General features: G+C 71.2%; 12 protein-coding genes and 1 tRNA gene. 5 read left to right on the top strand and 8 right to left on the bottom strand.

Annotation, left to right across the window (positions count from 1 at the left end; genetic code table 11):
• Positions 1 to 7: 7 nt before the first annotated feature.
• The gene (locus IM660_RS16420; RefSeq protein WP_193496868.1) at positions 8 to 367 is read left to right on the top strand and encodes a plastocyanin/azurin family copper-binding protein; all 360 of its coding nucleotides are present in this window, start codon (positions 8 to 10) and stop codon (positions 365 to 367) included.
• Positions 367 to 786 carry a hypothetical protein gene (locus tag IM660_RS16415; protein WP_193496867.1) on the top strand — a complete coding sequence of 140 codons (420 nt, stop codon included), beginning with the start codon at positions 367 to 369 and terminating at the stop codon, positions 784 to 786. Before IM660_RS16420 ends, IM660_RS16415 begins: the two co-directional genes overlap by 1 nt.
• 7 nt (positions 787 to 793) lie before the next feature.
• Here IM660_RS16415 and IM660_RS16410 read toward each other — a convergent pair.
• The 8 genes from IM660_RS16410 to IM660_RS16375 all read right to left on the bottom strand — a co-directional run bounded on the left by IM660_RS16410 (position 794) and on the right by IM660_RS16375 (position 8,916).
• Positions 794 to 866: transfer RNA gene (locus tag IM660_RS16410), tRNA-Lys, on the bottom strand.
• A gap of 167 nt (positions 867 to 1,033) precedes the next feature.
• Complete coding sequence (locus IM660_RS16405; protein ID WP_193496866.1) at positions 1,034 to 1,696, bottom strand: hypothetical protein; 663 nt, start codon at positions 1,694 to 1,696, stop codon at positions 1,034 to 1,036.
• Positions 1,693 to 2,523, bottom strand: a complete 831-nt coding sequence (locus IM660_RS16400) for a transglutaminase-like domain-containing protein (RefSeq protein WP_193496865.1) — start codon at positions 2,521 to 2,523, stop codon at positions 1,693 to 1,695. Before IM660_RS16400 ends, IM660_RS16405 begins: the two co-directional genes overlap by 4 nt.
• 40 nt (positions 2,524 to 2,563) lie before the next feature.
• A complete protein-coding gene (locus IM660_RS16395) occupies positions 2,564 to 3,904 on the bottom strand; it encodes a D-arabinono-1,4-lactone oxidase (RefSeq protein WP_193496864.1) in 1,341 nt (446 codons plus the stop codon).
• 86 nt (positions 3,905 to 3,990) lie between these two features.
• The gene (locus IM660_RS16390; protein WP_193496863.1) at positions 3,991 to 5,337 is read right to left on the bottom strand and encodes a sulfate adenylyltransferase subunit 1; all 1,347 of its coding nucleotides are present in this window, start codon (positions 5,335 to 5,337) and stop codon (positions 3,991 to 3,993) included.
• Positions 5,337 to 6,311, bottom strand: coding sequence for a sulfate adenylyltransferase subunit CysD (cysD, locus tag IM660_RS16385; RefSeq protein ID WP_193496862.1), 975 nt, complete (start codon positions 6,309 to 6,311; stop codon positions 5,337 to 5,339). Before cysD ends, IM660_RS16390 begins: the two co-directional genes overlap by 1 nt.
• Positions 6,308 to 7,078: a phosphoadenylyl-sulfate reductase gene (locus tag IM660_RS16380; protein ID WP_159621754.1), complete on the bottom strand. Its 771-nt coding sequence runs from the start codon at positions 7,076 to 7,078 to the stop codon at positions 6,308 to 6,310. The genes cysD and IM660_RS16380 overlap by 4 nt, the downstream gene beginning before the upstream one ends.
• A gap of 59 nt (positions 7,079 to 7,137) precedes the next feature.
• The gene (locus IM660_RS16375; protein WP_193496861.1) at positions 7,138 to 8,916 is read right to left on the bottom strand and encodes a nitrite/sulfite reductase; all 1,779 of its coding nucleotides are present in this window, start codon (positions 8,914 to 8,916) and stop codon (positions 7,138 to 7,140) included.
• Positions 8,917 to 9,181: 265 nt separating this feature from the next.
• On the opposite strand from IM660_RS16375, the gene IM660_RS16370 reads away from it, so the two are divergent.
• From IM660_RS16370 to mshD, 3 genes are read left to right on the top strand one after another with little or no spacing between them, the layout of a single operon-like run.
• Positions 9,182 to 10,450 (top strand): alanine racemase, encoded by a 1,269-nt coding sequence (locus IM660_RS16370; protein ID WP_343072030.1) that lies wholly within the window; start codon positions 9,182 to 9,184, stop codon positions 10,448 to 10,450.
• 37 nt (positions 10,451 to 10,487) lie between these two features.
• Positions 10,488 to 11,141 carry a hypothetical protein gene (locus tag IM660_RS16365; RefSeq protein ID WP_343072029.1) on the top strand — a complete coding sequence of 218 codons (654 nt, stop codon included), beginning with the start codon at positions 10,488 to 10,490 and terminating at the stop codon, positions 11,139 to 11,141.
• Between the two features lie 4 nt (positions 11,142 to 11,145).
• Complete coding sequence (gene mshD, locus IM660_RS16360) at positions 11,146 to 12,039, top strand: mycothiol synthase (RefSeq protein WP_246465002.1); 894 nt, start codon at positions 11,146 to 11,148, stop codon at positions 12,037 to 12,039.
• Positions 12,040 to 12,141: the final 102 nt, after the last annotated feature.

Here is a 12,141-nt window from a genome sequence, read left to right as displayed (position 1 = left end):
CATCACCGTGGATCGCCCTCGTGCCCTGGCGCTCGTAGTGGGAGTGCTGCTCCTGCTCGTCGGATGCAGCTCCGGTGCGGACCCGGGCGAGTCAGCTGCGGACCCTGAGCCCGAGCCGGACGGCACCACCCTGGTGATCTCCGATTTCACCTTCCAGGTACCGGAAGGCCTCAGCGCCGGTGAGACGATCACGGTCCGCAACGAGGATTCGGTCGGGCACACGGTCACCTCCGACGAGGAGGGCATCTTCGACGTGTCCGTCGGTCCGGGTGACGAGGTCTCCTTCACCATGCCCGACGCGGGGGAGTACCCGTTCCACTGCACCCCGCACCCGAACATGACGGCCACACTGACGGTGGAGCCCTGATGTCCCGGGCGCCGGAGCTGGTGGTCCGGGTGCTGGTCGTGGCCGGTCTCACGGTGGACGCCGTCGTGCACTACCGGCTGGCGGAGCAGATGGGGATCGCAGCCCCGGGTGGGATCGGCGGCGACACCCTTTTCCGGGTACAGGCCACGGCGGCCGTGCTCGCCGGGCTGTTCCTGCTGGTCAGGGGCTCCCGTCTCGCCTATGTGCTCGCCGGGCTGGTGGCGCTCTCGGCGTTCGGCGCGGTGCTGCTGTACAGCCTGGTGAACGTGCCGGCGATCGGCCCGGTGCCCTCGATGTACGACCCGTTCTGGTACCCGGAGAAGACGCTCAGTGCGGTCGCCGAAGCGGTTGCGGTGCTGGGCTCGATCGTCGGGCTGCGGGTGGCACGCCGGAGGCGGCGCGCGCTGACCGGCCAGTGATGGGCAGTGGGCCCCCCGGGGCTCGAACCCGGAACCTACGGATTAAAAGTCCGCAGCTCTGCCAATTGAGCTAGAGGCCCATGCCGCGAGGAGCGGCGGCGTCTAGCCTACGCCAGCATGGTGCGCTGCCGAGCATGGGGCGCCGCGGCGCTCCGGCGCCCTGGCCTGCCGGTCCGTCTGACACAGGTTCGGCAGTCCGACATACCGTGCGCCCCCGCAGAACGTAGGTCAGACTGCGGGAGGTGTGTCAGCTGCCCGCGCGATCCTCGGCGCCGGGTGCGTCCTCGCTCGTCTCGTCTACCCCCGGCTCCCCGTCCCCGCGGCTCCCTCGCAGCACGATCCACGTGGCCACCGCGAGGCCCAGCCCGCCGATCACCGCGATCGTCGCCCCGGAGCCAGCGGGGAGCAGGTCGGCCAGCAACTGCCGGCTGGGGGAGTTCGGATCGACGAGCACCACGGTCGAGAACACGAGCACCAGTCCCGCTGCGATCCCGCGCGGCAGGATCGGACGGATCCGATCCACCCGGTTCACCAGCACCTGACCCGAGCGCAGGATCCGCCGCACCCCCAGCACGCGCAGCGCCGCCACCACCCGCACCAGCCGCAGGATCTGCACCGGCCCCAGCGCCAGCACCACGCTGATCAGGATGAGTACGGTGAGCAGCACCAGCCACCACTGCCGTCGTAGCCAGGCCCGTTTGTCCGCCGATACGGCGAACAGCACCAGCGTCTCGGCGGTGAGCACAGCCCCTGAGAGCACGTTCACCACCAGCCCGGCCGTGAGCCACGGGTCCGGAAGCAATGTCAGGAACAACGCAGGAACGGCGGCCAGCGCCGCGACCAGCACGGGCACGGTGAAGCGGCGGGCCCACTTCTCCTGCGACGTCTCCGGGAGAGCCGGGTCGGTCACGGCATCTGCACCGCCGTGTCGGCACTCTCCACCGGGAGATTGCCGTCGACCGTCGCAGTCACCGTCTGCGGCCCCATCTGGATCCCGGCACCATAGGCAGAAAGGAACGCAGTATCGGCCGCATCACGGCCGGTGCTGATCCGCGCCATGGCGCTGCGCGGCGCCATCCGGGTGGCGTCGACCGCATACCACTGACCCTGCACCCACGCCTCGGCGACGGCGTGGAAATCCATCGGACGCAGCCCTGGCGCGTAGACCGCGGCCAGTCGCGCGGGCACGTCGAGCGCCCGCAGCAGCGCCACCACCAGGTGCGCGTAGTCGCGGCACACGCCCTGCCCCTGAAGCAGGGTCGCCACCGCCCCGTCGGTCACGCGACTCGACCCGGGAACGTACCGAACCCGGGAGGCCACCCAGTCCCCGACCGCGTGCACCAGTGCCAAACCCTGCCGCCCGCCGAGCTCACGCCGCGCCGTCACGAACAGCTCATCCGACTGGGCATAGCGGCTGGGGCGCCGGTAGGCCATCAGGTCCGCTGTGGTGGTCGGTACCTCCGCGACGGCGCCGGCCGCCTCATCCTCCACACTCGCGTCGTAGCGCACGCTCACCTCGCCTGGCTGCTCGGCGGCCCGGTCGAGTGTGACCAGGTGCATCCGGCCGCCGTGTGCGGTGGGTTCCTCGGCCGGCTCGAGGAGCCGTCCGTCCTGGCGGATCTCCAGCGACTCGCTCACCCGCAGCCCGGGCACACGCGCCAGCGCCACCTGCAGGGCGACCTCGGTGGTGCCGATCCCGGCGGTGACGTGCAGCTCCGCGGACACGGTGCGTCGCATCCGGGCTCCCATCGACGTGGTGTCGTCCGACGCCGCGATGTTACCTGGCCGGCGTCGGCTCGGTGTGGGCGCCCAGCACCTGGTCGACGTAGGAGTTCGCGAACACACCGCTCGGGTCGACCCTGCCCCGCGCCGCGGCAGCATCGGCGAATCGTGGGTAGGCGGGTGCCAGGTCAGCAGCCCGACGGCGGTGCAACTTTCCCCAGTGCGGTCGCCCGTCGTAGCCGCGCATGATGGCCTCCACCGCACGGAAATACCGGGCGTAGGGCAGGCGGTGGTACTGGTGCACGGCCACGTACGCGGTGGGCCGGCCGTACGCCGTCGAGAGCCACACGCGGTCGGCTGCGGCGAAGCGCACCTCGATCGGGAACGGGACGTTCTCCCGGCTGCGGCGCAACCAGGTGTCGACTTCGCCGAGTGCGTCGACGAGCGCCTCGGCGGGCAGGGCGTACTCCATCTCGGCGAAACGCACCCGGCGCGGGGAGGTGAACACTTCGTGGGAGGCGGCGGTGTAGGTGCGGGCGCCGAGCGCGCGGGCGGCGAGGCGGTTCAGGTGCGGGGTCAGGCCGGGCACGGCGGTGGCGATCCGGTTGGTCACCTCGAAGACACCGTTGGCCAGGGCCTCGTCGTGCAGGAAGCGGCGCAGCGGAGGAAGTGGGGGAGCGGCGCCGTCGCGGGTGTTCGTCTTCGTCAGCGCCACATCGGTGCCCGGGAACCAGTAGAACTCGAAGTGGTCGGCGACAGCCAGATCGACGAGCGATTCCAGGACGTGGGGCAGGGGTAGGGGCGCCTCGGCGGCGGTGAGCGTGAACGCGGGCACGCAGCGCAGGGTGATCGCGGTCAGGATTCCGGCCGTGCCCAAACTGAGGCGGGCCAGCTCGAACAGGTCGGCTCCGCCGTCGGGGGAATCTGGTCCGACGTCATGGACGCGGGCGTCGGCGGTGACCACCCGCATCCCGTGCACCTGGGTGGCCAGCCCGCCCAGCCGCGCGCCGGTGCCGTGGGTTCCGGTGGAGATGGCGCCGGCAAGGGACTGGCGGTCGATATCGCCCATGTTCTCCAGCGCGAGGCCATGGTCGGCGAGTACCCGGCAGAGGGCGTGCAGCCGGATTCCGGCGCCGACCGTCACCAGGCGGGAACCGTCCGCCGCCGGTGGCCCGACGTGCTCGAGGCGGTCGAGCGCGTCGAGGTGGACCAGCGTGCCCTCGGTCGCGGCGGCCGGGGTGAAGGAGTGCCCGGCACCGACCGCCCGGATCGTGCTGCCAGCCGCGACAGCGGCCCGCACCAGGTCCACCACCTCGCCCTCGTCGCGAGGCCGGGCGATGCGGCTGGGGTGGGCGGTGGCCGTGCCGGACCAGTTCCGCCAGGTGTGCGCCGTCATCGGCTCATTGTGCCGCGAACAGACGACGGCCCTCAGCGGATCCGTGCCATATCTGGCACAGGTGCGCTGAGGGCCGTCAGTTGTGTTCAGGGAGTGCCGGTCATCCCCGCCGCGAGGGTGTTGCCGTCGTGGGCGTCGATCAGCAGGAACGCGCCGGTGCGGCGGGAGGTGGCGTAGTCCTCGGCCACGATCGGCTCGGCCAGGCGCACCCGGACCGTGCCGATGTCGTTGAGCTCGAGCAGGTCGGCCGGGCTGGTCTGGCCGCTGTCCAGATCGAGCCGCCCAGTCACCTCGGCCACGATCGCCCGCACCGTGCGGGTGGTGTGCTTGAGCAGCACCCGGGCGCCGGGGCGCAGTGGCTGGTCGCTGAGCCAGCTGACGGTGCCGGTGAGGTCCTTCACCGGCACCGGGGCGTCGGTCGCCGCGGCGATCAAGTCCCCGCGGGCCACGTCGATGTCATCGCTGAGGCGCACGACCACCGACTGCGGGGCGAATGCCTCCACCAGCTCCCCGTCGGGGGTGTCGATGCCCTCGACGGTGGTGCGCAGGCCGCTGGGGAGGATGACCACCGGATCCCCGACGCGCACCACCCCGGCCGCGACCTGCCCGGCGTAGCCGCGGTACTCGGCGTACTCGGCTGACACTGCCGCACCCTGCGGGCGCAGCACCGACTGCACCGGCATCCGGAACGCCTCGCCGGCCGGATCGTCGGCCACCGGGAGAGACTCCAGCAGCTCCAGCAGGCTCGGCCCCTCATACCAGGGCATCGTCTGCTCGGCCCGGGTGACGACGTTGTCGCCCACCAGCGCCGAGACCGGGATCGGGTGCACGTGCGGCACTCCGAGCGAGACGGCCGCGGCGCGGATCTCCTCGGCGAGCTCGGTGAAGCGGTCGCGCGAGTAGTCCACGAGGTCGATCTTGTTCACCGCGACCACCACATGCGGCACCCGCAGCAGGCCCACGACGGCGAGGTGCCGCCTGGTCTGTTCCAGCAGCCCCTTGCGGGCGTCCACCAGCAGCACCACCGCGTCCGCGGTGGAGGCGCCGGTGACGGTGTTGCGGGTGTACTGCACGTGCCCGGGGCAGTCGGCCAGGATGAACGAGCGGGTCTGAGTGGCGAAATAGCGGTAGGCCACATCGATGGTGATGCCCTGCTCCCGCTCGGCGCGCAGGCCGTCGGTGAGCAGCGCCAGGTCCGCCGACTCTTGCCCGCGACCGGCGGAGACGCGCTCGATCGCGTCCCACTGGTCGGCCAGGACCGATTTGGAGTCGTACAGCAGCCGGCCCACGAGCGTGGACTTGCCGTCGTCGACGGAGCCTGCCGTGGCAAGCCGCAGCAGCGTGCCCGGTGCCGTCGGGTCGACGGCGCTGGGGTCGGCGATCGTCGGGTCGACCGCCGTGGGATCGGCCGTGGCGTGAGTGAGCGTGCCCATCAGAAGTAGCCCTCCTTCTTGCGGTCCTCCATGGCGGCCTCGGAGAGCCTGTCGTCGGCGCGAGTGGCGCCTCGTTCGGTGATGCGCGTGGCGGCCACTTCGTCCACGACGGCGGCCGGATCGCTCGCATCGGAGAGCACAGCCCCGGTGCAACTCATGTCGCCGATGGTGCGATAGCGCACCTGCTCGGTCCGCACACTCGCCAGCTCGGCGTCGGTGCGGGGGCGAGCGTGCTCACCGACGGCGAGCAGCATCCCGTCCCGGTCGAAGACCTCCCGCTCGTGCGCGTAGTACAGGTGCGGCAGTTCGATGCCCTCAGCCGCGATGTAGCTCCACACGTCCAACTCGGTCCAATTGGACAGGGGGAAGGCACGCACGTGCTCGCCCGGGCGGTGCCGGCCGTTGTACAGATTCCACAGCTCGGGCCGCTGGTTGCGTGGATCCCACTGCCCGAACTCGTCCCGCAGCGAGATCACCCGCTCCTTGGCGCGTGCCTTCTCCTCGTCCCGGCGTCCGCCCCCGAAGACGGCGTCGAACTTGTTCCCGGTGATCGCATCCAGCAGCGGGAGGGTCTGCAGCGGGTTGCGGGTGCCGTCCGGGCGTTCGCGGAGGCGGCCGTCGTCGATGTAGTCCTGCACGCGTGCCACGTGCAGGTGCACACCTAGTTGTTCGACGGTTCGGTCCCGATAGTTCAGCACCTCCGGGAAGTTGTGCCCGGTGTCCACGTGCAGCACGCCGAAGGGCACCTTCGCGGGCCAGAACGCCTTGGCCGCCAGGTGCAGCATCACCACCGAGTCCTTGCCGCCGGAGAACAGCAGCACCGGGCGCTCGAACTCGGCCACGACCTCCCGGATCAGGTGGATGCTCTCGCTCTCCAGCGCCTCGGCGCGGGTGAGCCGGTACTGGTGCGGGGCGTCGGTGAGGCCAGCCGGGGTCGTATCGGTGGTCGGGGGAGTCGTCACGTCAATGCTCATGTGTGCAGTCCGCATTCGGTCTTGTCCAGCCCGGCCCAACGGCCGGATCGGGGGTCGGCTCCGGGAGCGACGCGTGCTGTGCACGGGGCGCACCCGATCGAGGGATACCCGTCATTCAGCAGGGGATTGACGATCACGCCGTGCTCCTCGGCGTAGCCCGTGAGGTCGGCGTCGGTCCAGGCGGCCACCGGGTTGATCTTCACCAGGCCGTTCTTCTCGTCCCAGGTCACCAACGGGGTGTTCGCGCGGGTCGGTGCCTCCTCGCGGCGCACCCCGGTCACCCACGCCTCGTAGGTGCCGAGCGTGCGGTGCAGCGGCTCGACTTTGCGCATCGCGCAGCATGCGGCGGCGTCGCGGGCGAACAGGTCCTTGCCGTGGGCCGCGTCCTGCTCGGCCACGGTCAGTTCGGGCCGGACGTCCACCACGGTCACGTCCATCTCCAGCTCCACCCGGTTCCGGGTGCCGAGGGTCTCGGCGAAGTGGTACCCGGTGTCGAGGAAGAGCACATCCACCCAGGGGGCGTGCTGGGAGATCAGATGTGGCAGCGCCGCGTCGGCCATCGAGCATGCCACCGCCAGGTGCACGCCGAACTCCTGCGCAGCCCAGGCTGCCACCTGCGCTGGGCTCGCCTCGTCGGCGGCACCGATCCCGCTACCACCCAGTAGTGCCTGACCACGGGCAGCCACCTCCTGCAACTCGGCCGCCGACCGCTTCGGCCGGGCGGCAGCTCGTCGTTCCTGATGGGCGGCACGCGCCGTGGCGCGCACCTGCTGACGCTCCTGGGCAGCACGCCGCAGCGTGGCCAGGGGGCTCGCTTCGCCGATACTCACTTCAGCGCCTCCTCATCGGCCCGGTGCGCCCAGGACGCGAACGACTCACGCGCAGGGCCCGCCTTGTCGGCTCCATCGGTCTCGTCCAGATAGCGCCGGGTGACCCGTTCCACATACTCGGGCAGATCGTCGGCGGTGACCTTCAGCCCGCGGACCGTGCGTCCCAGCCCTGCCTCATCCCGGGTCTCGGAGGCCAGCCCCCCGCCCAGGTGCACCTGGAAACCCGGCACCTGTTCGCCGTCGTCGTTCATCACCAGCTGGCCCTTGAGGCCGATATCGGCGGTCTGGATCCGGGCGCAGGAGTTCGGGCATCCGTTCAGGTGCAGCGTCAGCGGCCGCAGATCCGGGACGTCGGCGAGCCGCCGCTCCAGCTCGTCGATCGTGTCGGTGGCAGTCTGCTTGGTCTCGACGATCGCGAGCTTGCAGTACTCGATGCCGGTGCAGGCGATGGTGCTGCGCCGGAACGGGCTCGGGTCGGCCTCCAGGCCCAGCGCCCGCAGGCCCTCGGTCACCTGCTCGACGGCGGCCTCGGGCACGTCCAGCACCAAGAGCTTCTGGTGCGGGGTCAGCCGGATCCGCTGCGAGCCCACCGACTCGGCGAGTTCGGCGACGGCGTTCAGCACCTGACCGCTGACCCGGCCCACGTACGGAGCGGCCCCGACGTAGTACCTGCCGTCCTTCTGCGCGTGCACCCCGACGTGGTCGCCGGGTACACGTGGTTGCGGAGCGGGCGGACCGTCGGGCAGCTCGTAGCCCAGGTACTCCTCCTGCAGCACCTGGCGGAACTTCTCCGGGCCCCAGTCGGCAAGCAGGAACTTCAGGCGGGCTTTGTTGCGCAGCCGCCGGTAGCCGTAGTCGCGGAAGATCTGCGCCACCCCGTGCCACACGTCCGGCACCTGCTCCTCGGTGGCGAAGGCACCGAGCCGCTCTCCCAGGCGCGGGTTGGCGGACAAGCCGCCGCCGACCCAGACGTCGAAGCCGGCGCCCAGCTCGGGGTGCTCGAGGCCGACGAAGGCGACGTCATTGATCTCGTGCACCACGTCCTGACCGGGGTGACCGGTGACGGCCGTCTTGAACTTGCGGGGGAGGTTGGCCAGCTCGGGCACTCCGAGATAGCGCCGGTTGATCTCCTCGATCGCGGGACTCGGGTCGAGGATCTCGTCCGCCGCGATGCCTGCGACCGGGCTGCCGAGAACCACGCGCGGCACGTCGCCGCACGCCTCGGTCGTACCCAGCCCCACGGCTTCCAGACGGCGCCAGATCTCCGGCACGTCCTCCACCTGCACCCAGTGCAACTGGATGTTCTGCCGATCGGTGATGTCGGCGGAGTCGCGTGCCAGCTCGGTGGAGATCCCGGCGATCACGCGCAGCTGCTCGGTGGTGAGGGCGCCACCGTCGATGCGCACCCGCAGCATGAAGTACTTGTCCTCGAGCTCGTGCGGTTCGAGGGTGGCGGTGCGGCCGCCGTCGATACCGGGCTTGCGCTGGGTATACAGCCCCCACCAGCGGAACCGTCCGTGCAGGTCATCGCCGGGGATCGAGTCGAATCCCTCCTTGGCGTACACCTGCTCAATGCGCTCGCGGACATTGAGGCCGTTGTCCTCCTGCTTGAACGCCTCGTTGTGGTTGAGCGGCTCGGTGCCGTCGACTTTCCACTGGCCGTTGGGTCGCTTCGGCCGGGCTGGACGGGCGGTGCGCGTGCTCGCGGCGGAACCCGTGCTGGTCGTGCTGGTCGCGGGGTCGGCCGGGGCGGCTTCGGTGGTCTGGCCGGTCATGAGTGCTCCTCGGCGGGCCGGTGTGAATCGGGCCGGTCTGGTTCGGTCTGGGGCGGTGCAGCGCCGATAGGCGGCAGGTGCGGGGCGTCAGTGGCACCGACACCGGCAGCCGGGCATTCGTGACCCGCTCACCACGACGGTGGAGTGCGGGGACGCCAGGTGCCGGAACATGGTGTCGACGGTAGTTCGGCGTGCTTGCTCTCAGGAGAGCGACCCCGGAACGTCCGCATCGTGGACCCGGAGGAGGATGAGCGACAATGGCCAGGTGAGAACGTCGCAGGGGGTGCCCGAGGCGGGGTACCAGAGGGTGTCACCGGTCGCGCAGGGGCGCGCCGGTAGGCGGTCGGCGCCGTGGGGACGCGCCGTGCGGGGACTGGCCGGACCGCTGGCCGTGGTCGATCTGGACGCGTTCGAGGCCAATGCCGCCGACCTGCTCGCACGGGCCGGTGGCCTGCCGCTGCGGCTCGCCTCGAAGTCGGTGCGTGTGCGCGCGCTCCTCGATCGCGCACTCGTGGCGGGCTTCCGTTCCGTCATGGCCTACTCGCTGGCGGAGGCGCTGTGGCTGGCCGAGCACGGCGTCGAAGACGTCCTGGTCGGCTACCCCACGGTGGATCGGCCCGCTCTGGCCCGCCTGGCCGCCGATCCCGACGCGCGCCGGGCCATCACGGTGATGATCGATGACGTCTCGCACGTGGCGCTGCTCGAACGGGCCTTCATGCGCTCCGGCGTGGCGGGAGGCCCACCGATCCAGGTGTGCATCGACGTCGACGCCTCCCTGCGTCTGGGCGTGGGAGCGCTCAGTGCGCACCTGGGCGTACGCCGCTCTGGCCTTCGGCACCCGGAGGAGGTGGTGCGGCTCGCACGTGCCACCGAACGCACCGGGCGGCTGCGGGTGCGGGGCGTGATGTTCTACGAGGCACAGGTCGCCGGGGTCCCCGACGCGGGCCCGCGCGGGGCACGCAGCCCACTGGTGCAGCTGATGAAGGGCCTGTCGCTGCGTGATCTCTCCCGCCGCCGGCCAGCCGTGGTGGCCGCACTCGAAGAGCACCTCGGGCGGGATGTCCTCGTCAACGGCGGCGGCACAGGATCGCTGCAGCAGACTGCCACGGACCCCACCATCACCGAGTTGACCGCGGGGTCAGGGCTGCTGTGCCCGACGCTGTTCGACCGCTACGACGCCTTCACCTCCCGCCCGGCCGCCTTCTTCGGCCTGGATGTGGTGCGCCGCCCCACCCCGCGCCTGGCCACCGTCTTCGGCGGCGGATACATCGCCTCCGGCCCTCCCGGCACTGACCGGCTCCCACGGCCGGTGGACGGTTCGCGCCTGCTCGCCTCCGAAGGAGCGGGGGAGGTGCAGACCCCGCTTCGCTACCCGCCGCGGCGCACCGGCCCGGCGGTCGGGGCCCGCGTGTGGATGCGTCACGCGAAGGCCGGCGAGCTGATGGAGCGGTTCGACCACATCCACCTGGTGCGGGCCGACCGTGTGATTGAGACGGTGCCGACGTATCGTGGTGAGGGTCAGAACTTCGGCTGACGAGAGGCGCCGAGAGCCGACCCCAGACCAAGGAGAGGTGTTGACCAGACCCACCTTCCGCCGTCCCGCGATGCTCTCGCCGGAGGCGGCCGAGACCATCCTCGGTGAACCGGACCCGGCCGAACGCAACGAATTGGCGCACACCACGGCCCTGGCCCTGGTGCATGGGGCCCGCGCCACCGAGCCGGCCGCGAGTCCGGAAGCGGACGCGGCCATGGTGCGCCGGCTCGTGGAGCTGGTCGACACCGAGGGGCTGGACCTGCTGGTGCAGCTGTGGTCGCGCAGCCCGGCCGACACGTTGCCCGGGGCGTTGTGGCGGCTGTACCTGCTGCGGGAGTGGACCAGGCGCGATCCGCGCACCATCGCCGACCGGTACCACCTGGGACTGCACCAGGCAGAGGTCGCCGGCGTGGTCGCCGGGGTCGCCGGACCCACGGGGCCGGAGGAGATCCAGTCGGTCGCCGATGCAGTGCTGCACGGGGTATTCCGCGGTGACCTGGCCGTCGCTCTCGACCGCGCCGGGGCCTTCCTGCGGGTGCTCGCCGCCGGATCGGCGATGGATGCGGACTGGGTTGAGCTCTCCGACGACGCACGCGCCACCGAGCTGACACGCCGCGCTGGCTCCCTGCTGGAGACGGCCGAAGACCTCGAGCAGGCTGCGTCGCTGTGGCGCGCCGGGAAGTTGGACTGACGCCGTGCCACATCAACCGATCCAGCCGATCACGACGGCGTCCCTCACCCCCGCGCAGCAGCAGGCTGTCCGCGTGCTCGCCCAGGCGGCCGAGCAGGCCGACGGGATCGAGGCGCTCTCGGAGCAGACACTGCTCAACCTCGACCTGCCCGAGCAGCCCGGCGGCAGGGGAGTGAAGCACCTGCTGGTGGAGTCGCCGTCGGGGATGGATGCCTACGCCCAGGTGGACGGGGGCTCGGTCGAGCTGGTGGTCGCGCCGCAGCGGCGCCAGCGCGGCATCGGCGGGGCGCTGCTGGACGCGGCTCTCACCGAGGGCAGGCAGGTGTGGGCCCACGGTGACCTCCCGGCCGCGCAGGCGCTGGCCCGCTCGCGCGAACTGCGCCGGGTGCGTGACCTGTGGGTGATGACAGCCGAGCCGCCCACCGACCCGGACGAACCCGCGGCGAGCGAGGGGCTGCGCGTGCGGACGTTCACCGTGGGCCGGGACGAGGATGCCTGGGTCGAGCTCAATGCCCTGGCGTTCGCCCACCACCCCGAGCAGGGCCGCCTCACCCGTGCCGATCTGGAGCAGCGCGAGGGACAACCGTGGTTCGACCCGGAAGTCTTCTTCCTCGCTGAGGACGTGAACACTGGGGAACTTCTCGGCAGCCTGTGGGTGAAGATCGAGGGAAATTCCGGGCACGCCGTCGGGGAAATCTACGCCCTCGGCGTGCACCCCCAGGCGCAGGGCCGCGGCGTCGGGACCCTGTTGACTGCGCACGCGATGGCTGCCTTCGCAGCGCGGGATCTCGCGCGGATCGAGCTGTACGTCGAGGGTGAGAACACGCCTGCGATCCGGACCTATCGCCGAGCGGGATTCACCCGCGCTCGCGCCGACGTGCAGTACGCGCGGCCGTGACTGCGTCCGTGTGTGCGCCGATGGCGGGAGTTTCCAGCCAGGCGCTCCAGGTGACACGATATGGCCCATGAGCGAGCATGCCGGATCGGTGGACGGAGCGAG

The organism is Ruania alkalisoli (genome assembly GCF_014960965.1).
Classification (GTDB): domain Bacteria; phylum Actinomycetota; class Actinomycetes; order Actinomycetales; family Beutenbergiaceae; genus Ruania; species Ruania alkalisoli.
This window is presented reverse-complemented; position numbering and strand designations above follow the sequence as displayed.